Origin of the sequence: Brevibacterium aurantiacum (assembly GCF_003932995.1) — a bacterium.
Classification (GTDB): Bacteria; Actinomycetota; Actinomycetes; order Actinomycetales; family Brevibacteriaceae; genus Brevibacterium; species Brevibacterium aurantiacum.
Genome location: NZ_CP025333.1, coordinates 1,383,306 through 1,400,229, shown reverse-complemented (window position 1 = coordinate 1,400,229; position 16,924 = coordinate 1,383,306). Strand labels below are relative to the sequence as shown.

Genomic DNA, 16,924 nt, shown 5'->3' with positions numbered 1-16,924 from the left:
AATGTCGGTCTCAACCACCGATAGCTCCACCGCCCACCCACCGAGCAACGACGAAGCACAGCGCATCAAGCCACCGCTGTTGCCCCCGCTGCTGCGCTACATCCTCATCCGGATCGGGATCAGCATTCTGCTCATCTGGGGTGTCACAGTCGTGACGTTCCTGATGACCAACCTGGTCCCCACCGACCCGGTCGCCGCCATCCTCGGCGACCGGGCGGCCGCGGATCCGGAGATCGTCGCGGCGACCCGAGAGCGACTCGGCCTCGACCAACCGCTCATCGTTCAGTACTTCACGTATCTGAGCAACCTGCTCCAGGGCGACATGGGAGTCTCCAACCAAACCCGCACACCTGTGCTCGAATCCATCGGTCAGGTCTTCCCTGCATCGATCGAGCTGGGCATCGGAGCCATCCTGATCTCGGTCATCATCGGCCTGCTGCTCGGTTTGGCCAGTGCGCTCAAGCAGAACACGATCCTCGATCACGCCATCCGGACCCTGAGCCTCATCGGCATCTCAGCTCCCACCTTCTGGATTGCCGCGGTCGGCTACTACGTCTTCTTCTTCAAACTCCGCGTCGTTCCCGGCGCCGGGCGCCTTGACCCGTGGATCACACCACCGCCCAGGGTCACCGGCCTCTTCACCGTCGACTCGCTGTTGGCCGGCCAGATGGGTACGTTCGTCAACGCCTTCGGGCATCTGATTCTGCCCTCGAGTGTGCTGGCGCTGTTCACCATCGGTCTGCTCACTCGGTTCAGCCGCTCGAGTGTCCTCGACATCATCCGGCTCGACTACGTGACCGCGGCCAAGGCGAAGGGACTGCCGGCACGCACGGTTGTCTTCAAGTACATCTTCCGCGGTGCTCTCGTCCCGATCATCACGGTCGTCGGCCTGGCCTTCGGTTCCCTGCTGTCCGGCGCGGTGCTGACTGAGACCGTGTTCGCCTGGAACGGCCTGGGCCAGTACGCCTTCCGCGGTGCGACGACACTCGACCTCCCGGTCATCATGGGAGTCGGTCTCGTCATCGGCATCGTCTACATCCTTGTCAATTTCATCGTCGACCTGATCTACGGCTTCGTAGATCCGAGAGTGAGGGTGCAATGAGCATCGGGACTCCCAAACAGCCGCCGACGAACACCACCACCGCCGAGGCGGCAGATCGCAATCCTGTCGACCCCGGTGTCAAACGGTGGCAGCTGCGCTTCCCCAAAGCACTGCGCACCCCACTGGGATTCATCGGAGCCATCATCCTCGCCATCTGGCTGATCGTGGCGCTCTTCGCCCCACTCCTGGCACCGTTCAATCCGCTGACCCAGGACTTCCCTCGACTGTCGCCCCCCGGGGGCGAGAATCTCCTGGGCACCGACACTTTGGGGCGGGATGTGCTCTCTCGACTTATCGTGGCCGCACGCACCACGCTGCCCGCAGCCGTCTTCGTCGTCATCTGCTCGGCTGTGCTCGGATCCGTCCTCGGTGCGATCGCCGGTTACTTCGGTCGCGCCGTCGACGAGATCATCATGCGCATCGCCGACCTTGTCTTCGCTTTCCCGACCATCATCCTCGCCATGGTCATCGCCGCGGCTCTGGGACCGGGTCTGAAGAACGCCATCATCGCGATCCTCCTCGTCTCCTGGCCCTCCTACGCTCGTGTCACCAGGTCGTTGGTGATGTCGGCGCGCAACAGCGAATACGTCGTCGCCGGCAGACTGCTCGGCTTCAGTGCCGGGAAGTCACTGGTCCGAGAGATCTCACCGAATGTGCTCTCCCCGGTTGTCGTGCTTGCCACCCTGGATGTGGGCTCGGCGATCCTCACGATGGCCGGACTCTCATTCCTGTCCCTGGGCGTGGTTCCACCGACACCGGACTGGGGCGCCATGATCAGCGAGGGAGTCTCGCAGTTCGCCGCTTGGTGGATCGCGTTCTTCCCCGGCTTGTGCATTCTTACGATCGTCATGGCCTTCAACTTCATCGGAGACAGTCTGCGCGACTCCCTTGACCCGCATACCGCACAGGAAGTGGGAGAAACCACCTCATGAGCATGATCAGCATCAAAGACCTCAACCTGTCGGTGACGACGGGCAAGGTGGAGAAGCACATCCTGCGCGATGTCTCGTTCGATCTGGAGGCGGGCAAGATCACCGGTGTCGCCGGTGCCTCCGGTTCGGGCAAGACTCAGACAGGTCTGGCGATCATGGGTCTCTCCCCCGCTGGTGCCCAGCTGAGCGGCAGCATCGACTTCGACGGCACCGAGTTGGTGGGGATGCCGCCCAAGGTCCACAACCGTCTGCGCGGCGTGCAGCTGTCGATGGTGTTCCAGGATCCGGCCTCGGCATTCCATCCCATGCTCACCATCGGCGATCAGATGACCGATCACTACCGGCATCATAAGAAGGCTTCGAAGAAGGAGGCCCTCGAACGCGCCGTCCACATCCTCGGACGCACCCGCGTTCCCCACCCTGATGAGGCGATCGGGAAGTACCCGCACCAGTTCTCCGGCGGGCAGCTGCAGCGCATCGCCTTCGCCTCGGCGATCATCTGCGACCCGAACGTGCTCATCGCCGATGAACCCACCACAGCACTCGATGTGACCGTGCAGGCCGGGATTCTGCGCCTGCTGCGCGAACTCTGCGATGACCTCAATCTGGCTGTCCTCCTCGTCACCCACGACTTCGGTGTCCTGTCCTCGGTGGCCGACACCATCGTCGTGATGAAGAACGGGCTCGTCGTCGAAACCGGAGATCGGGAACCGGTGATCACCGCACCGCAGCATGAGTACACCAGATCGCTCATCGAATCATTGCCCGGAGCGGAGGTCTCACGCTGATGACAACCACAACAACGACCGAGGAAACACCTCAGTCAATCAAAGCACCACTGCTCGAACTCGACGACGTCTCCTGCGAGTACAAACTCAACGGCGGCGGACGGTTCCGAGCCGTCAGCGACGTGTCATTGCAGCTGGGGCATTCGGAGGTGTTGGGCCTCGTAGGCGAATCCGGCTGTGGGAAGTCCACGCTGGCCAAGCTCATCTGCGGACTCGAAAAGACTGCCGGCGGCACCATCACCTTCGACTCCCACCCGGTGAAACCCCTAGGACTTGGCCGTCGGCCCAAAAATCTGCTGGGAGTCCAAATGGTCTTCCAGAACCCCTACGCATCATTGAACCCGCGCAGACGCATCAGGGATCAGCTCACCGACGCACTCGCCCTCGACCCGGAACACAACTGGACCGTGGAATCTCTCCTGGAAGCAGTCGATCTGCCCGTCGATGCTGCGCAGAGGTACTCCCACTCGTTCTCCGGTGGGCAACGGCAGCGCATCGCCATCGCCCGTGCGCTCGCCGCCGGACCGAAGGTGCTCGTCGGTGATGAGCCGATCGCCTCCCTGGATGCGTTCCTCCAAGCCAGGATCGCGCGGATGATGAGGGACCTGGCCATCGACTCCGGAGCATCGATGATCTTCATCAGCCACGATCTCTCCGTTGTCCGTGATATCGCGGACCGTGTGGCCGTGATGGAGGCAGGTAAGATTGTCGAGGTCGGTTCGACGGAACAGATCTGGAATGACCCGCAGCATCCCTATACGAAGAAGCTGCTTACGGCCATCCCGAAGGTCGACGGCAAGGGAATCATCCCCGGATAACCGCTGCACGGAAAGCCCCAAGGAGACGACGACATATGGTGACATTGCTGCGTGGGGCCGAGATCTACGCCCCGGAACGGCTCGGGAAGCAGGACATCCTCATCGAGGGACAGCAGATCACCTTCATCGGTGACGTGCCCGCCGAGGCTGTCAGTGCGTTGCCCAACGCGACCGTCATCGATGTGCAGGGACTCACTGCCACACCAGGCTTCATCGACCCACACGTCCACATCGCCGGCGGCGGGGGCGAAGGCGGATATGCCAACCGCACCCCCGAGATCGTGGTCAGCGACATCGTGAGCGCCGGAGTCACCACCGTCATCGGCTGCATGGGCACCGACGGGGTCACCCGCAGCCACGCCGATCTCCTCGCCAAGGCCCGAGCCCTCGAAACCGAAGGCATCACCACCTTCATCTACACGGGCAGCTACCAGGTCCCGGCGCGAACCCTGACCGGTTCCGTCGTCGATGATGTCGTTCTCATCGACAAGGTCATCGGCGTCGGAGAGGTCGCGATCTCGGATCGGCGTTCATTCCAACCCACCGTCGAGGCTCTGGCCGAACTCGTCAGCCAGTCTCATGTCGGTGGGCTGCTTTCCGGCAAGGCCGGCGTCACCCACTTCCACGTCGGACCGTACAAGACCCGCCTGGCCCCGCTGCATCGGCTCCTCGACGAGTATCCGATCGCACCGCAGGCCATCTACGCAACCCACATCACCCGGTCCCCCGAGCTTCTGGCCGACGCGGTGGACCTGGCGGCCAAGGGTGCCACAGTCGATATGACGGCCTCGTCGACAACGACGAAATCGTTGAGACGCTACATCGACCTCGGCGGGGATCTCAGCCGTCTCACCCTCTCTTCCGATGCCAACGGCAGCCTGCCGGACTTCGATTCCGATGGACGACTCATCGGCATGGACGTTGCCAAGCAGACGACCCTGTATGACCAAGTGTGGGCCTGTGCCGATATGCCTGGTGTCGAGCTGTCTGCAGCCGTCTCTCTCGTCACCTCCAATACGGCAGACGCCCTTGGCCTCGAGAACAAGGGACGCTTGCGCCCCGGAACCGATGCCGACATCCTCCTCACCGATGACAGTCACACCATTCAGCTCGCTTTTGCCCGGGGACGAGAGGTCGTCCGCGACGGCACACCACAGATCCAAGGAACTTTCGAATGAGCCACGAGCACGACACGACGACTCTTTCCGACGATGTCGAGGAGAAACGCCCATCCTTGGGCTGGTCGTTGGTGCCCCTGGCCGCGATGCTCGTATTACTGGCGGTGGGCTACGGCGTTCTCGGGCTCGCACCCGAACCGCTGCTGATCCTCTCCGCGATCATCGCCGGTCTGGTGGCGCTGCGGATGGGGCTGAGCTGGGAGGAGATGCTGCTTGGCATCAGGGAGAAGCTCGACGCTGCGATGCCGGCTCTGCTCGTGCTCATCTCCATCGGGATCCTCATCGGCACGTGGATGATCGCGGGAACTATTCCGATGATGATCTACTACGGGCTGGGACTCATCAGCGCTCAGTTCATCGTTCTCATCGCCTTCGTCATCTCCGCGATCGTCTCGGTCATCACCGGCACCTCTTGGGGTTCGGCCGGAACGGTGGGAGTCGCCCTCATGGGAATCGCCGCGGGCTTGGACGCACCGCTGGCGGCCACAGCCGGGGCCATCGTCGCCGGTGCGTACTTCGGTGACAAACTCTCACCGCTGTCGGATACGACGAACCTGGCTCCGATCGCTGCCGGCACGACCTTGTGGGAACACATTCGGCACATGCTCTACACCACGATCCCGGCCACGGTCGTGGCACTGGCACTGTATCTATTCGTCGGCATCAACCAACAGTCCGGTGGGACCGATTCGGACCAGATCACTGCCGTCACAGGAACCTTGGACAGTCTCTTCTCCTTCAACGTCCTCCTGCTCCTGCCGATGCTCATCGTCCTCGGCGGAGCGGTTCTCAAACTGCCCACGCTTCCGACGATCATCGGTTCATCACTGGTCGCCGGCATCCTCGCCGCGATCTTCCAGAAGGTCAACCTCGAATCGATCTTCGCGTCCACCGTCGACGGGTTCACCCCGGACATGCTCGAGGTCGGGTCCTCGACTCTGAAGAATCTGGATCCTCAGGTCGTCGAGTTGGTGTCACAGGGCGGGATGGCGTCGATGACCGGTGTCATCCTCATCGCTTTCAGTGCCTTCGCCTTCGCCGGCATCATGTCCAAGTCCGGTGCTCTCGAGACCATCATCCGGTCTCTGCTGAAGTTCGTGAAGCGCACAGGTGACCTCGTCCTCTCCACGGTGGTCTCATGCCTCACGATGGCCGTCGTGACCGGCAATTCCTACCTTTCGATCATCGTCCCAGGCGAACTGTTCAAGAAGGCCTACGCCGACCGGGGCCTTGACGCGAAGAACCTCTCCCGGACGCTGGAGGATTCCGGCACGGTCGTCGTTCCGCTCATTCCTTGGTCCTCGGCAGGCGTCTACATGGCCGGAGTGCTCGGCGTCTCCGTCCTCGACTACGCCCCGTGGGCAGTGTTCTGCTACGTCGGCTTCGCCTTCGCGATCATTCTCGGATACACCGGAATCGGCATCGCCAAACGCCGCTGACCTGGGATGGTCCCGACTGCGCCTGGCACGGCTCTTTCCGCACCACCCTGATTCACTGCTGTGACTGTCCGCTCCTCTCTTTAGCGCTGAGATATTCGCTCGGCGTGTATCCGGTGACCCGATGGAAGTCCGCGGTGAAGTGAGACTGGTCGAACCACCCGAGTTCCGCGGCCAGATCGCCGAATGCTCCATCCCACCCCCGGTCGAGTGCGGCGATGGCGTCCCTGATCCGGGCACGGACCAGGATCTGCTTGACCCCGACACCACAGTGCTCCTGAAACAGCCGCTGCAGCGACCGTTCGCTGGTGTCGGTGCGAACCGCCAACTCGCCGAGGCTGATGATCGTCGGATCATCGAGCAGACCGAGGATCTGGCGAAACCTGGCATAGCCCTTCGTCATCTGCGGGCGGAATGACAACAGCCAACCCTCGATGACCCCGACAGCTGCAGCCAGGCCATCTGCGACGCCGAGGCCTTCGCCGACTGTTTGCTCATCCATGACAGCCAGGGCCTCATCGATGCCCGGGAACCAGCTCCGCGCAGGCACCGTCGTATCCCGAATCGTCGCGGGCGCTTCGTTCGCGAAGGCCACAGTCCCGCCGAGGTGGAAGTTGACTCCGACGACACCACCGCGACCGAAGAGCCCGACATCGAACCGCTGCCCAGTCACCGGACCAGTCAGCCAGATACCTGGACCGCTCGTATTTGCCCGATGGATGTCACCGTATTCGACGGTGAGATTGATCGTCGGCTCCGAAACCGTCGCCGTCTGATAACGCTCTCCGTCCGACAGATCCCAATTCACCGCCCAATACCGTTTCACCCACGGGCGCAACTCAGCGGCCACCTCGGTGACGGCCGAATAATGAGCGTGCTCGATCATCTGAGCGGGTTTGAGCACCCGCCCGTAGAAGTGGTCGGGAGGCGAGGCTTGCTTGCTGTGTGGCGGGTTTTTCCTATCGACGACGTCGTCCATGGGACCAGAATGGCAGACATGACTGACACAGAGATGAAAACCACCGATTCCACCACTGCGAGCACCCCTGTCGCGAAGCTCGCGATGGTCACCCTCGACGCCCCCGACGCTGCGGCACTCGGCGACTTCTATTCGGCCGTGCTGGGTTGGCCTGTGGCGTATTCCGATGAAAATTACGCAATGCTCACCGGCCCCAGCAATGCCCTGGGTATCGGGACGATCCCGGACCACAAGCGCCCGGACTGGCCCGACGACGGGCACAAGCAGTTCCACTTCGACCTCGCTGCCGATGACATCGAGGCCGCGGCCGCCAGCTGCATCGAACTCGGAGCCACCCGCGCCGATCCGCAGCCCGGAGACACCTGGGTCGTCCTCCTCGATCCCGCCGGCCACCCGTTCTGCCTCACCGACGCGAAGAACTGGGGCTGACGCATCCGTACCGCCACGGTCACTGTTCCATCGAGGCGTCCCCGCGGGGACGCCTGTCAGTCCTGTTCGAGCTTCTCCACCCTCACGATGTAATGGGAGGAATCGAGTCCGTCGACAAGGATCGTCGCCGCGAACTTCTCATTGGCTCCGGTCACTATCCAATTCGGCTTGAGGATCCCCCGAGGTGGCGCCGCCTCATCGAGGGTGATTCCCATGCCCAGCTTCACCGTCTTGAGCACCTTGGTCCGCACCAGTGAACGGGCCGTTCGCGAGACCTCGAAGAGACTCGGTCTCGGACCAGCCTGGTCCGATGCTTCGAGTGCAGCGTCCCACACGGCAGCGTCGACAGGCGTTCCGATTGGTTCGAAGTCGGCGATGAAGCCCTTGCCCGAATACGCGTTGACGAGGACGTTCATCCGCTGCCCGACCCCAGGCCCCGAACCCGCACCGGCACCCGCAGCACCACTGCTCAACGACTTCTTCCGGGAGCGACCGAAGATACCTCGAGTGCGGGCGCTGAGCACCGTCCACCAGAAAGGATGAATGACTTGTCGGACCTCGGCCTGAGCGCCGGGGAGCTTGCGCGCGAACACGGCGAGCGCCTCGGCGTCGGTGATGTGCGGAGTCAGACGCAGTGCAGGCTCAGTGATACCTGCCGGCTGAGCAGCCCCGGTAGTCTGATCGGACGGTTCCTCTCTCCGATCAGCACCGGGTCCCGGCTGTTCACGCATCCTTGGGCACCTGTGCTGCCAGCGCATCGTTCTGCCCGGTGAGCATGTGAGCCGGGATAGCACCGATCTTGTCGGTCTCCTTCAACGCCGCGACAACATGTGCCGGCACCGGGTGGGACTTCTGCGTGGCCAGGGACACGAGGATGAGTGCCAGGGTCGAGCAGACGATGCCGATGCCCATCGGGTCGACGCCGGTGACGTCGACGAGTCCGGTCAGCTGCCAGACGACCGAGGACACGGTGCCCAAGACCATTGAGGAGATGGCCCCGGGAACGTTGGCCTTCTTCCACCAGGCTGCGGCGACGTAGACGGGGACGAATGCGGCACCGAGCACGGTAGTGGAGAAGATGACCACCTCGGCGACGGCCGGTGGATCGTTGACGGCCACGATGTAGCCGATGATGGCGAGGATGAGGACGGTGAAGCGTGAGACCCACACCGACTGGCTGTCGGACATGTCCTTCTTAATGAAGCGCTGGAACAGGTCCTGGCTGGCGATCGTGCCCGACTGCAGCAGCAGCGCGTCCGCGGTGGACATGATGGCCGCCATGATGCCTGCCATGACGATGCCCACGGCGAAGTTTGGCAGCACGGTGTCCGCGACCTGGAAGACCGCGAGCTCCGGGTTGTCGAGGTTGGGCAGGAGGATGAGCGCCATGATGCCCACGATGTAGGGCGCGGGAATGAAGAGCAGGTTGAAGCCGGTGGCGTACATGCTCGCTGTGCGCGCGACCGAGGGCCGTTTCATGGCCATGTGACTGACGTTGACGTGCGGCCAGCCCATGTAGCCGATGGAGAAGACGAGGACTGCACCGATGATGACGCCCCACTGTACGGAGCCGAAGCCGTCGGGTCCCCACATGGTCAGCAGGTTCGGGTTGATCTCGCCGACGGCATTGTTTCCGGCGGTCCATCCGCCCACTGCCTGCATCGTGCCGATGAGGATCCAGACCATGCCGATGAGCATGATGATCGCTTGGACGAAGTCGGTGTAGGCCACGGCCAGGTAGCCGCCGAGGAACGTGTAGAAGACGATGACTCCGACGGCGATGAGCAGCGCCCACGCGTACGGGATGCCGGTGACCATCTCCAGGCCGCGACCGCCGGCGATGAACTGGCTCATGACGTAGAAGAAGATGCAGAACACGGCGACCGGAGCGGCAATCGCGCGGATCCACGGCGATGGGTACCGGTGCTCGAGGTATTCGATCGAGGTCAGCGACCCCAGGATCTGGGAGAGCTTGCGCATTCGCCTGCCCAGGATCGACAGGTTGAGTACGCCGCCGCCGATGTCACCCATCGCGTACCAGAGTGAGAAGTAGCCCTTGGTGTAGGCCAGGGAGCCGGCGCCGAGGAACATGTAGCCCGACATCGATGAGGACTGCAGACGCAGTGCGGTCACTGCCGGACCGAGGCTGCGCCCGCCCAGAAGGTAGCCTTCGCTGTCCTTGTTGCCGATCTTGAGCGTCCACACGCCGATGCCGGCCATGGCGATGAAGTAGATGACGAGGAACCAGGTTTCGAGGTTCATGCCATTCCCCCGTTCTCAGGCTCGGAGCGGTGGCCCGGCGCCGAGGTGGTTGGACCGGATCCGCCCGCTGTGAGCTTGTCCTCGGCGACGTCCTCGGCCTTCCAGCCACGGGAGAGGTAGACGAAGACGAGCGTGTAGATCACCCATATTGCGGGGATGCCGAAGATGATGGCGACGGTTGCCGCCGGGAGACCGAACATTGAGACCACCTCGTTGTGTCGCTGAACAGGGTTGGCGGTGTCGGAACCGTGCCGAGCCACAGGCTGCGCGGGGCGACCTGGGCTTCCACGGCGCTCACCACCATGTTGAGGTGAGAATACAACGTTTTGTCAGATAGTTCTCAAGCTTCTCGGCCCAGCGGTCCGACAGCCTCGGCTTTTGACTGTCCGCAGGTGTGACTCGGCTGCTCAGGCGACGGTGAAGTCCCTGTCGTGGAGACCGGTGGCGCTGCCGGGGATCGCGGGCCTGCGTTCGGAGATCTGGACGTTGCCGTCAGCATCGACCGCTCGCACCGTCACGGTGTGGCTGCCCGACTCAAGGTCATCGAAGGCACACCGCCACTGCCGCCAGGTGTCAGAGTTCAGCTCTTCGCTCAGTTCGGCGGTGTGCCAGTCTCCGCTGTCGATGCGCACTCGTACCTCGGCGATGCCGACGTGTTGGGCCCAGGCCATGCCTGCGGTGACGATCTGGCCGTCTTTGTTCGGGTTGACCTGGGCACCGGCGCGGGGAACGTCGACCCTTGAGGCCACGAGGACGGGCCCGTGGGTGGACCAGCCGCGCGTCGTCCAGTAGGCCTCCTTGTCGGCGAAGCGGGTGACTTCGAGTTCGGTGACCCATTTGGTCGCGGAGACGAAGCCGTAGAGTCCGGGCACGACGAGTCGGGCGGGGAAGCCGTGGTCGCGGGGCAGCGGTTCGCCGTTCATGCCCACGGCCAGCAGCGACGCTCGATCATCGGTGAGCGTTTCAAGTGGTGTGGAGGCGGTGAAGCCGTCATCGGAGGTCGAGAGCACCATGTCTGCCCCGTCCTGAGGTTTGGCACGTTTGAACAGTTCGCGCACCGGGTACCCGAGCCACGTGGCGTTGCCGACGAGGTCACCGCCGACCTCGTTCGAGACACAGGTCAGGCTGACTCGGTGCTCTTCCAGTGGCAGTTCGAGCAGTTCGTCCATCGTGATCGTGACTTCCTCGTCGACCATTCCGTGGATGCGCAGTGACCAGGACGCAGCGTCAACGGACGGCGGGATGAGCGCGGTGTCGATGCGGTAGAAGTCGTCGTTGGGGGTGATGATCGGGGCGAGTCCCTCGATGTTCAGATCTGCTCCTGCCGGGACCTTAGGCGCCGAGGTGGCCGGCCGTGGCAGCACCAGTTTCGTCACCGCTCCTGCCGCATTTCGGGCGAGGACCGCGGCGGACTGTCCGGCCGCGATGGCGGCGATTCCGACCACGCTCAGTCCCGCAGCCAGACCGAAGAAGGCACGCCGGTCGGTGCCGGGGTGTAAGTCTGTGCCGGAATGGGCGTCCGCGTCGAGCTTCACGTCGTTGTCGACTGGGCCACCGGAGAGCTGCTCGGCCCGACCGGCGAAGCGGATGAGCCCCACATAGACGGCACATCCCAGCCCCACCCCTAAGAGTGCCGGAACCGCGTCGAGGAACGATCCTCCTGTGCTCAACAGCAATACGACCGGCAGGATGCCGAGGCCGATGAGGAGCACGAATGACAGCGCCCGCCGGTGCAGGCCGATCCGGCCGATCACGCCGCCGAGGATCGCTCCGACGATGACGAGGGTGATGACGAGGGCGAGCTTGTCGTTCGTCCCGAAGATGCTGATGGCAGTCTTGATCATCGCGGTGGGTACGAGTGGGATGATCGTCTGTCCCAGGATCAGCAGCGGCGCCGAGGTGGCGGAGAAGGCACCGGAGATGAACTCGCCGGCGCCGAAGTACACGAGGGTCGCGACGATGCCTGCGAGGGTGAAGAGCAGTGGACGGCGATCGGTCATCAAGGGTGCACACCTTCTCGGGACAGCGGCTGGTGCTGTTGATTATCCTCGTCTGCGGCTTCCGGAGGGGGCGGAAAACCTTACAGATCGATGACGTCGCCTCGCGGGGCCGCGGTGGAGAAGGGAACTAGGCGAGTTCGCGACGGAGTCGAATCGCTGTTTCGAGCAGCGCTTCCAGTCGTTCCTGCCGAGATTCTTCCGGGAGTGCCTTGGTCGATGCCATTCCGTCTTCGATGAGGACGACGACCTGGTCAGCTAAGCTCTGATCCCCCAGGTCGGGGACGCTACGACCATCAGAGCCGATCGCCGAGAACTGCGCGAGCGCCTCGGTGATGGTGCCTCTCCTGGACATGGTGCCAGCGTCGGTGGCGGGAGAATTCGGACCCGCCTCGGCGAGCTGGCGAGGGTTGAGGCCGATGATGCGGATGCGCAGACGCCGAACCTCGGTCTCAAGATCCGCCTCTGCTGTGCTCATGAGCCCATGATAGTCCGGGTGCACGCGCGTTCCCGAGGTCGGGCCCGTCCCCGCGGTTGGCTTGTAACTTTTCACTCCCCGGGGACGGCGAAGAAGCGCAGATTCGCCACGACGTCCGGGACATCCTCGCTGACGCTGCCGGCGAACACCTTTCCCGCCTCGACGGCATCGAGATGGGCGATGACCTCCGCATCTGCCTCAACAGCCTCGGCGAGGCTGCGCAGAACGCCTGCCCGGTATGCAGCATCGCGGGCCCACGGACCGGAAGCAAACGCCTGGCGGGCATGCCCGACCGCAGCGTCGAGCTGAGCTGTCGAGGCCTCCGCTAGTGACCCCAGCGCGGTTCCTGTCATCGGGGAGATGAGATCGATGTGCGGCCCTTCACCGGGAAGGCTGCGACCATTCATATGCACGCCGAGGTTGCCCTCGAGGATGCGGGTGACGGCGAGTTCGCTCTTCTCAGACATGTGCGGTCTCCTTCTCCATGGCGGTGATCGCTGCCAGCAGCGCGTCGACGGTGTCGGGTGCTGCGGTGGGCAGCGGAGCACGGACGGGGCCCTGCTCAGCCCCGCGCCGGCTCAGCGTCTGTTTGATGAGGGAGATGAAGGCGGGACTGTCTTCGATCTGTCCCAGCGGACCGGCCAGTTGATTCCACAGTGCCACGGCCTCGTCCCACCTGCCCTGGTTCGAAAAATCCCACAGCTGTTGGCACTGTCGCGGCAGGAGCCAGGCGGAGGCCGCGACCCAGCCGCTGGCACCTTGGGTGAATCCTTCGAGCGCGATGCCGTCGGCGCCGACGAACACCTCGACGTCGGTGCCCAGTTCATCGCGCAGCTCACGGATTCTTGTGGCTGCTCCGGAGGTCTCCTTCACGCTCCAGAAGCTGCCGGTGTCGAGCAGTGTCCCGAGGTGCTGGGGCAGAAGGTCGGTCCCCGTCGAGTGCGGGTTGTTGTAGACCATGACCGGCAGCTCGGATGTGGACATGACCGTGTGCAGTGCGGCGACGGCCGTATCGGGTTCGAGCCCACCGTAGAAGGGCGGGGTGATCATCGCCGCGTCGGCGCCCAGCTGCTGTGCCTGTGCAATCTGTGCGCTCACCTCCGTCGGGGTGTAGGCCATGCAGCCGACGACGACGTGGGCGCGGCCGGCTGCAGTGTCGACCACCGTGCGGATCTGGGCATCGCGTTCCTGCCGGCTCAGTGCCAGGGCCTCCCCCGTGGCGCCGAGGCACAGGATTCCAGTGACTCCGGCAGCGAGCACGGATTCGACGCCAGCGGCGGTCTGCTCGGCGCTCTGCGCCCCGCTCGAATCGAAGGGGGTGGTGGGAACGGCGAAGACGCCGCGCATGTTCGGTCCGCTCATGATGGGATCATCCTTCTCTCGGCGCTGCTTCTGCGGTGAAGTTCTGCTGGTTCCGACACTGCGAGCCTATGAAGACAGACGGTGGGCTTCAATGCCCGGAGCTACAGACCGTGGTGCACAAACGCACCAACAACCTCGGCGCTTCAGCTCCGACGCACCGTTTCAGATACGACGAAGGGCGGACTCCCTGTCTGGGAATCCGCCCTTCGCTTCGCTGCTGTCGCCGCCGTTCGGTGGTGTCCGTGAGGCAGGCGATGCGCTCCTAGTTTCTGAAGTAGGAGATGAGGCGCAGGATTTCGATGTAGAGCCACACGAGGGTGACCATGAGGGAGAAGGCGCACATCCAGGAGTACTTCTCCGGGATCCGCTGCTTCACACCCTGTTCGATCATCTGGAAGTCCATGATGAGTGTCATGGCTGCGAGCACGGTGGCGACGATGCCGATGATGACACCCAAGGGGAAGGTCATTCCCATGATGTTGATTTCGACGCTGCGGGCGCCACCGGTGCCGGTGAACATCGCGATGCCGAAGTTGATGAGCGAGAAGATGGCATAACCGCCGACGGCGATGAGCATGAACTTCTTCATCTTCGAGCCGAAGCGCACACCCTGGAACTTGAACAGGGCGAGCATGACGCCGAAGACGCAGAGCGTGGCCAGAACGGCCTGGAGGACGATGCCGGAGAACTGGGCTTCGAAGATCGCGGAGATGCCGCCGAGGAAGACGCCCTCAAAGACCGCATAGCCGATGATCAGGGCCTTGCTCGGTTCCTTCTTGAACGCGTTGACCAGGCCGAGGACCAGGGCGATGAGCATCGCGGGAAGGGCAAGGACTGGAACGAACCAGCCGACGACGGCACCAGCGAGAAGAATGGCGAAGAGCACACCGGTCTTCATCATCACGTCGTCGTAGGTCATCGCGCGTTCGGCGGTCTGCGGACCGGCGTTGCGGTTCTGCGCGGCGGGCTGGTCGAACAGGTTGTTGAGTTCCTGGTCGGACATGACCGGTTCGTTGCGGCCGGCCTGGACTCCCTGGTTGAGGGCCCGGTTCATCATGGGGTTACTCACGGTCGAGATCCTTTCGATCTGAGCAGGTTGCTCGCACAGACGACATGCCGCACGAGAGTTGTTTCATAGTCTCAGTCTAGTCACTTGAGCTGGACAGTCACTGATGGTCCTGCGCTCAAGTCAACGAGCGTTGCACGATCGTAACGCCGGCCGCGGGGTCGATTATTCCCGTTTCCACGGCAGATGTTGTTTTCGTGGCAGGTGTGGTCACTCGACTGAGACCTCAGCCCATGTGGTAGCTCGTGGCCGAACCGGGTCCCCAGGGAATTCCGATGGACCACCAGATGAAGAAGAGCAGTCCCCAGAGGACGAACATTGCGAATGAGAGCGGAATGGTGAAGGACAGCACGGTGCCGATTCCGGCGTCTCGCTTGTACCTCTGGATGAAGCCGAGGACGACGACGAAGTAGGGGCTCATCGGCGAGATGATGTTCGTCGTCGAGTCACCGATGCGGTACAGGGCCTGCGTGGTCTCCGGGGAGATGGACAGGAGCATGAACATCGGCACGAGAACCGGCGCCATGAGTGTCCACAGTCCTGAGCCTGATGTCAGGAACAGTGCGCCGAGGGCGACGAGCAGCCATCCGCCGAGGAGGATGACGAATGTTCCCGTCTCGAGTGAGCCGAAGAACTCGGCTCCCTTGATTGCGAGGATCTCGCCGAGGCTGGACATCTTGAACAGCGCCAGGAACTGGCTGGCTGCGAAGAAGAGGACGATGACCGGGACGAAGGGCAGGAGTCCCTTGCCCATCATGTCGGGAATGTCCGAGGTCTTCTTGATCGATCCGGTGGCGTAGCCGTAGACGATGCCGACGATGAAGAACCCGAAGCCGATGATGGCGGCGATTCCTGCCATGAGCCCCGATTCGGGACCGAATCCACCGGCTTCGTCTCGCAGGAACGATCCCTTCGGCAGTGCGAGGAAGAACAGGATCGCGGCGCAGGCGACGATGGACAGGACTGCGATGACCATGCCGCGCTTCTCTTTGGAGTCCAGCGCCATCTTGACGTCGAAGTTCTCGGGATCGTTCTCGTCGGGTTCGTCGAGTTCGATCTGGTCGGCTCGCTTCGACAGCAGCAGTTCGGTGACGAGGGTGACGGCGGCTGCGACTACGAACATCGAGATGAAGTTGAAGTAGAAGTTCGCGAGCGGGCTGACCACGTAGTCCGGGTCGATGATCTGTGCCGCCGAGGTGGAGAGACCGCCGAGGATCGTATCCATTGAGTTGACCATCGGTGCTGCCGAATACCCACCCGAGGTTGCAGCGTAGGCGACGAGGCAGCCGAGCATCGGATTGCGCCCCACCGCCTTGAACGCGAGTCCGCCGAGGGGAATCATGATCATGTATGAGGCGTCGGAGGCAATCGATGCCGCAGTGCCGGCGAGTGCGACGATGAAGGTGATCCACTTCGGTGAGGCACCGGCGATCGTGCCGCGCAGCATTGCCGGGATCAGTCCGGACTGCTCTGCCACGGCGACACCGATGAGCACGATGAGGACGAGGCCCAGCGGTGGGAACGTGACGAAGTTGTTCGTGGCTCCCGCGACGATCTCGCGTAGGGACTCTGTGCTGAAGAGGTTGGTCACCGTCACCGTCTCTTCGGTGGCCGGGTTGACTGCCTGCAGACCGGTGGCGGAGAAGATCGCCGAGAGCGCCATGACCACTACGGCCAGGGACAGGAACAGCCAGAAGGGGTGCGGCAGCTTGTTTCCGGCCTTCTCGATGACGACCAGCAGACGCATCAGCCAGCTGAGCTCGGCCGGCTTCTTCGGTTTCGTGTCGTTGACAGCGGCATTGCGCGACATCGATGCTCCTCGGTGACTCGTCGAAAAGGGTGTGCAGGTGATCCCGATTAAGCCGCCCACCTCGGCGGTCGATCATGATCATTGTGTGGCAGGGACCACTGTGTGCAAGTTCTCAGTGTTATGGACAACACCGATTGCGGCGAGGCAATCTCATATCCTGGATCGACTGCAGCATTCGCCGAGGTGGTCGAGGAGCATCCGTACGCCCGGTACTGAGAAACGGGGACAGAAAGAATGCCGACCACACGAACGTGTGATCGGCATTCTCAGTATGCTGCGGTACTTAG

General features: G+C 63.1%; 17 protein-coding genes. 7 read left to right on the top strand and 10 right to left on the bottom strand.

The window, feature by feature from the left end; all coding sequences use genetic code 11:
• Window position 1: 1 nt before the first annotated feature.
• The 6 genes from CXR25_RS06520 to nhaC are packed head-to-tail and all read left to right on the top strand — an operon-like array spanning window position 2 to window position 6,257.
• Window positions 2–1,102 carry an ABC transporter permease gene (locus tag CXR25_RS06520; protein ID WP_226824009.1) on the top strand — a complete coding sequence of 367 codons (1,101 nt, stop codon included), beginning with the start codon at window positions 2–4 and terminating at the stop codon, window positions 1,100–1,102.
• On the top strand, window positions 1,099–2,034 hold the full coding sequence (locus CXR25_RS06515; RefSeq protein ID WP_096177491.1) for an ABC transporter permease: 936 nt from the start codon (window positions 1,099–1,101) through the stop codon (window positions 2,032–2,034). Before CXR25_RS06520 ends, CXR25_RS06515 begins: the two co-directional genes overlap by 4 nt.
• Window positions 2,031–2,822 carry an ABC transporter ATP-binding protein gene (locus CXR25_RS06510; RefSeq protein ID WP_114385068.1) on the top strand — a complete coding sequence of 264 codons (792 nt, stop codon included), beginning with the start codon at window positions 2,031–2,033 and terminating at the stop codon, window positions 2,820–2,822. Before CXR25_RS06515 ends, CXR25_RS06510 begins: the two co-directional genes overlap by 4 nt.
• On the top strand, window positions 2,822–3,640 hold the full coding sequence (locus CXR25_RS06505; protein WP_096167560.1) for an ABC transporter ATP-binding protein: 819 nt from the start codon (window positions 2,822–2,824) through the stop codon (window positions 3,638–3,640). The genes CXR25_RS06510 and CXR25_RS06505 overlap by 1 nt, the downstream gene beginning before the upstream one ends.
• A gap of 35 nt (window positions 3,641–3,675) precedes the next feature.
• Window positions 3,676–4,818, top strand: coding sequence for a beta-aspartyl-peptidase (iadA, locus tag CXR25_RS06500; RefSeq protein ID WP_096161612.1), 1,143 nt, complete (start codon window positions 3,676–3,678; stop codon window positions 4,816–4,818).
• A complete protein-coding gene (gene nhaC, locus CXR25_RS06495) occupies window positions 4,815–6,257 on the top strand; it encodes a Na+/H+ antiporter NhaC (RefSeq protein WP_096158508.1) in 1,443 nt (480 codons plus the stop codon). Before iadA ends, nhaC begins: the two co-directional genes overlap by 4 nt.
• Window positions 6,258–6,309: 52 nt before the next feature.
• Here nhaC and CXR25_RS06490 read toward each other — a convergent pair whose 3' ends face one another.
• The gene (locus CXR25_RS06490; protein ID WP_069599834.1) at window positions 6,310–7,233 is read right to left on the bottom strand and encodes a helix-turn-helix domain-containing protein; all 924 of its coding nucleotides are present in this window, start codon (window positions 7,231–7,233) and stop codon (window positions 6,310–6,312) included.
• Between the two features lie 18 nt (window positions 7,234–7,251).
• On the opposite strand from CXR25_RS06490, the gene CXR25_RS06485 reads away from it, so the two are divergent.
• Window positions 7,252–7,662, top strand: a complete 411-nt coding sequence (locus CXR25_RS06485) for a VOC family protein (RefSeq protein WP_164513800.1) — start codon at window positions 7,252–7,254, stop codon at window positions 7,660–7,662.
• Window positions 7,663–7,718: 56 nt separating this feature from the next.
• Here the strand turns inward: CXR25_RS06485 and CXR25_RS06480 are convergent, their stop codons facing one another.
• From CXR25_RS06480 to CXR25_RS06440, 9 genes are all read right to left on the bottom strand, one after another.
• Window positions 7,719–8,393, bottom strand: a complete 675-nt coding sequence (locus CXR25_RS06480) for a hypothetical protein (RefSeq protein ID WP_096177496.1) — start codon at window positions 8,391–8,393, stop codon at window positions 7,719–7,721.
• Window positions 8,386–9,924, bottom strand: a complete 1,539-nt coding sequence (locus CXR25_RS06475; protein WP_009885277.1) for a sodium/proline symporter — start codon at window positions 9,922–9,924, stop codon at window positions 8,386–8,388. Before CXR25_RS06475 ends, CXR25_RS06480 begins: the two co-directional genes overlap by 8 nt.
• The gene (locus tag CXR25_RS06470; RefSeq protein WP_009885278.1) at window positions 9,921–10,124 is read right to left on the bottom strand and encodes a hypothetical protein; all 204 of its coding nucleotides are present in this window, start codon (window positions 10,122–10,124) and stop codon (window positions 9,921–9,923) included. Before CXR25_RS06470 ends, CXR25_RS06475 begins: the two co-directional genes overlap by 4 nt.
• Window positions 10,125–10,331: 207 nt before the next feature.
• On the bottom strand, window positions 10,332–11,924 hold the full coding sequence (locus tag CXR25_RS06465) for a molybdopterin-dependent oxidoreductase (RefSeq protein WP_096161611.1): 1,593 nt from the start codon (window positions 11,922–11,924) through the stop codon (window positions 10,332–10,334).
• 127 nt (window positions 11,925–12,051) lie between these two features.
• Entirely contained in the window at window positions 12,052–12,399 is a 348-nt protein-coding gene (locus CXR25_RS06460; protein WP_009885280.1) for a hypothetical protein, read from the bottom strand.
• A gap of 71 nt (window positions 12,400–12,470) precedes the next feature.
• On the bottom strand, window positions 12,471–12,866 hold the full coding sequence (locus CXR25_RS06455; RefSeq protein WP_009885281.1) for an aldehyde dehydrogenase family protein: 396 nt from the start codon (window positions 12,864–12,866) through the stop codon (window positions 12,471–12,473).
• A complete protein-coding gene (locus CXR25_RS06450) occupies window positions 12,859–13,761 on the bottom strand; it encodes a dihydrodipicolinate synthase family protein (RefSeq protein ID WP_096158503.1) in 903 nt (300 codons plus the stop codon). The genes CXR25_RS06455 and CXR25_RS06450 overlap by 8 nt, the downstream gene beginning before the upstream one ends.
• A 262-nt stretch (window positions 13,762–14,023) precedes the next feature.
• Window positions 14,024–14,818 carry a Bax inhibitor-1/YccA family protein gene (locus CXR25_RS06445; RefSeq protein WP_069599829.1) on the bottom strand — a complete coding sequence of 265 codons (795 nt, stop codon included), beginning with the start codon at window positions 14,816–14,818 and terminating at the stop codon, window positions 14,024–14,026.
• A 235-nt stretch (window positions 14,819–15,053) separates the two neighbouring features.
• Window positions 15,054–16,637 (bottom strand): AbgT family transporter, encoded by a 1,584-nt coding sequence (locus CXR25_RS06440; protein WP_096161609.1) that lies wholly within the window; start codon window positions 16,635–16,637, stop codon window positions 15,054–15,056.
• Between the last annotated feature and the right edge of the window lie 287 nt (window positions 16,638–16,924).